This window comes from bacterium (assembly GCA_035945995.1).
Lineage (GTDB): Bacteria > Sysuimicrobiota > Sysuimicrobiia > Sysuimicrobiales > Segetimicrobiaceae > DASSJF01.
Genome location: DASYZR010000095.1, coordinates 1 through 4,051, shown reverse-complemented (window position 1 = coordinate 4,051; position 4,051 = coordinate 1). Strand labels below are relative to the sequence as shown.

Genomic DNA, 4,051 nt, shown 5'->3' with positions numbered 1-4,051 from the left:
CGCGGCAGGAGCTGCGAGCGGAACGGTTCCTCAGTATCCCGCACTCGCGGCGCACGGACCTCGAGCGTCCCACAGCCCACCGCGATCTTGCGAGGCTTCCCGGTCCCGTTCCGGTACCCCCGCCGACGCCCGGCGCTGTGTTCATAGCGCGCCCGGCCGAGAAACTCCCCGACTTCCTCTTCTAACGCGCTGATCAGCATCCGCTGTGCCCCGTCACGCGCCAGAACGTCCAGGGTCGGCCGAACTTCCTCCTTGTCCAACCCCCGTAGGGGCTGGTATCCTGATATGGGCGTACTCCTCTCCCCTCCCCGCCGAGGGAGGTTTCCGATGTGGTGGATCTCGGAGGTGGTACGCCCCTCGAATTTCCACACCCTTTGACATTAGCTCAAGGTGGACACGTTTGAGGCCGGTGTGGAAATTGTCCTGGCGATCCGGGCGTACGGCCGGCCGAAGGCCGATGTCGTGTGGATCCAGGACTCCACGGCGGTGGAGCGCCTGGTCCGTCAGGATGATGCGACTGCGTGGGAGAGGTCTGCAGATCTGATGACAGGCGTGGCGCCGCCTCTCGCGAGACGGCGCCACGGTGTCTTGCGGACTCAGTTTCCGGACCGGCCGTTTGCAGGCGTTTGCAAACCACCGTTGAACCGGTGCTCAGCGACACCCGCATGGCGCGCGGAAATTCTTGTGCTGCAAGGGTTTGCGGGTGGTGGAGACGGCGGGACTCGAACCCGCGACCCCTGCTTGCAGAGCAGGGGGGCGCGGGCAAACTCGCAGGCCTAAGCCTACGAATCGCCCCTCCATGGTCTTGGGTGCGAACGATGTCACAATAGCGGCACAACATGGCCGCGCTCGTTCGCGGCATCCCTTGTAAATTGGGGTGTTTCGCAAGGAGGAACCGTGGGTTCGAATCCCACCCCCTCCGCCAGTACCGAGCAAGATACCCCTCATCGAGGGGCAGCACTGCGCCCTAAGTTGACGAGTACATACAGGGCTTATCGGACCAGGGATCGCACAGTGAGGCCGACCGCTTCTGCACTTTGACGTTGGTTCCGATCAGCGGTGAGGAAGGTAACGTGAACACCGCCTGTGTCCCGGAAGAAGAGCGCTGACGCGATATGGATCGCGTCCAGGGTCCGGGTCGGGACCTTCCGGACAACCTCTTCAGCCCGGGTCAAGACCGCAGCGACCATTTCGACGAGAATCCACTTGGCCGTTCATCCCCCAGGCGGCGTAGAGCGGCGTTGAAGGCAGTCCGCCGTAAAGATCCGCCTCGATGCTTGGCCACAATGGCCGACAACGCTTCGACCGGGGCCAGTGCCGACGTAACGATGGGAGACGCCGCTGTCTCCAGGGATGCGGCGTCCGACCCAGCTTCTTGGACCACGCGTTGGACGAGCACGCTCGTGTCCACATACAGCCATGTGGCGACGCTCATCGCGCTTCGCGTTCCTGATTCAGGAACTGCGAGACCGGGATGCCTTGTGCCCGAACCGGCTTGGCGCGGCCGACGGGGCCGGGACGGGTCGGGAGGCGCACAAACCCCGCCTGTGCCAGTCTCTCGAGAGTCGCGCTAACGGTCCGCCCTGCCCGCAGTGGAGTCACAACCGCAATCGGGTGCCCCCTATCCGTAAGGATGACCTCCTCGCCCCGTTTGATTGTCTTGACGAGGGTAGAGAAGTGTTGGTTGGCATCGCGTAAGCCAAGCCGCAGGCGAGGTCCTCCAGGTAGTGACCGTAACTACATCGTATCGGGTGACCGGCAAGGATGTCGATGACCGACGAAAACGCTCTGGAGTCGCATTGATCCTGCCGGCGATACGTCGCAGTCTCCCACCGCGAAATGGTGTTGGGCACCACGTAGATTCGGCGTATGTCCGAGAGCACGCTGCGGTGGCGTGGAAATGTCAGTCAACGGGTGGGCTTGGCTGGTTCACTATCACAACTCAGCCGGTAAGGGCTGGCTGTGGTGTGTTAGAGTAAGCTTCAGGCTGAAACGATTTACTCCGTCGCCTTCACCTCGTCCAACTCTCCGCGCTTGATCGATTGCACGAGAACATTCCACTCCGCCGGCGACAACGTGACGCGGTTGGCGCCTTCGCCGATACGGACTTCGTGCCCATCGATCTCGACCGCAGGGCACTGGCTGCAGGCGGGACACAGCGAAACGACCTTGATCATCGTGCTCCACCTCCACTTGTACGTGTGCGACGGCCGCCCGGCACGGTCTCGATCAAAGGGCAGATGGCGTGCCGCGTGACCGCGCGGCCATTCGGACGCGCGCGATATGCGCGTAAGACGGTCTGGAGCTCGAATTTCAGCGCCTGGAGTCTGACGATTTGCTGATCGATATTTCTGACATGGTCCGAGAGCATGGTGCGCACGGAGTCGCACGGAAGCCGGCCATCGCTTCGGGCGATGATGATCTGCCGGATCTCTCTCAGCGTCAGGCCCAGGCTTTTCGCATTGGCAATAAAGGCGATCTGCTGCCGGGACTGCCCGTCATAGAGCCGGTATCCACCTCCCGACCGTCGCGGAACCGGCAGGAGGCGCAGGGCCTCATAGTACCGCAATGTCCCCGGACGTACGCCCGACTCTTTGGCGACCTCACCGATCAGCTTCCCTTCCATGGACCCCTCCGATCCAGGCTCAGCCTATACCTTCCAGTAGAGGAGAAGGTCAAGAGACCCCCCCTCCGCCACAAGCCATGATCGCCCGAAGGCGCCGCAAAATCGGGTAGGGAGCGGAATTACCTCCGCTCCCCCACCACACCACGGGACATGCGGGTCCGCATCCGGCGGTTCACCAAGCCTCCCGAAGTCGGTGGTATCTTGCGGTGACACTCTCCAGACCTTGTTGCTGCCAGAAGGTCACGTTCAGGAGCCGGCCGAGAGGCTTGCCAGCGATGCGCCACGGGCCATGACCCGTGTATGCCAACCGGGCGTCCCACTCCCGTGCCCCTACTCGACGCAACTCCCGATACCGTGTGCGTGGCCGTCGCCATTGCCGCCACAAACACATCCGCAATCGCCGCCGAAGCCATTCTTCGAGCTCCTCCACCACGCTCGGCGTCTCTGCCAACGCAAAGAGCCGATCCAGCCGAGCAGATACTCGTTACGCCGCTGAATCCGGCGCTCGAGGCTCTGACTGCGACTGGCGCGTGTAAGGCGTCGAATGGTCCCTTTGACTTTGCGGAGCGCCCGTGGCGCAATGCGGATGCGCACCGCCTTCCCAGGTAAAAACGTGAAGCCCAGAATCTCGCAGCGCTGGGCTCAGCGGACCCCCTTGGGGCGTCCCCTCGGAGGTCGCCTGCACCACGCCGCTGATCATCACGCCCGCGTTCAGATGCATGCTGGGCGTACAAAACGAGAGCGGCCGGTTTCCGGCCGCTCTCGCTACGTCACATCGGGCTTCTGAAGAAGAGCGCCGATCGGTTAGGCGACGACGCGGACGTTGCTCGCCTGAGGACCCTTTTGTCCCTGCGTGGCCTCGTACTCGACCTTCTGGCCTTCGTTGAGGGTCTTGTAGCCGTCGCCCTGAATCGCGCTGAAATGCACGAACAGGTCCTTGCTACCGTCCTCCGGGGTGATGAATCCATACCCCTTCTCCGCGTTGAACCACTTCACGGTACCCGTAGCCATCATGTACCCACCCACCTTATAGATCGTGCTACCAACCGACTTTGCAGCCTGCTGATGCCCTTCAAGTATGACACGTCCCGCCCGCAGAAACAAGCAACGGACGCTCCCCCGACGATGCGAGAGAGAGCCCGCTTTGTTAGCGGGGCGCGTCAGGTTTGCCGTGGCCGCGCGAGCGCGTCGTGTACGCGCGGATGTGGTTGAGGATCGCCGGTTCGTCCCGCCGGTTGAACCGCAGTTCGGCCCGGGGCGGCCGCGGCGTCACCACGCCGCTGCTGATCCGCCAGCCGCGGTGGATCATCGCGTTGATGCCGGCGAGAACCGCCTCAGTCCCCCAGAAGACCAGCCCGCTCGCCCGCGATCGGGTGGCGGTGGGAGCCGCCCAGTTGCCGTCCAGGTATCCGCGCAGGAACGGGG

The 4,051-nt window shown here is 63.3% G+C and carries 5 protein-coding genes; all 5 read right to left on the bottom strand.

The features are described from left to right. The coding region (locus VGZ23_09925; GenBank protein ID HEV2357911.1) for a transposase at nucleotides 1-200 on the bottom strand (200 nt) is incomplete at its 3' end. 1,797 nt (nucleotides 201-1,997) lie between these two features. Further along, nucleotides 1,998-2,177, bottom strand: coding sequence for a hypothetical protein (locus VGZ23_09920; GenBank protein ID HEV2357910.1), 180 nt, complete (start codon nucleotides 2,175-2,177; stop codon nucleotides 1,998-2,000). Beyond that, nucleotides 2,174-2,626 carry a MerR family transcriptional regulator gene (locus tag VGZ23_09915; GenBank protein HEV2357909.1) on the bottom strand — a complete coding sequence of 151 codons (453 nt, stop codon included), beginning with the start codon at nucleotides 2,624-2,626 and terminating at the stop codon, nucleotides 2,174-2,176. Before VGZ23_09915 ends, VGZ23_09920 begins: the two co-directional genes overlap by 4 nt. A gap of 804 nt (nucleotides 2,627-3,430) precedes the next feature. Next, entirely contained in the window at nucleotides 3,431-3,637 is a 207-nt protein-coding gene (locus VGZ23_09910; GenBank protein HEV2357908.1) for a cold-shock protein, read from the bottom strand. Between the two features lie 136 nt (nucleotides 3,638-3,773). Next, on the bottom strand, nucleotides 3,774-4,051 hold a 278-nt coding region (locus tag VGZ23_09905; GenBank protein ID HEV2357907.1), incomplete at its 5' end, for a hypothetical protein.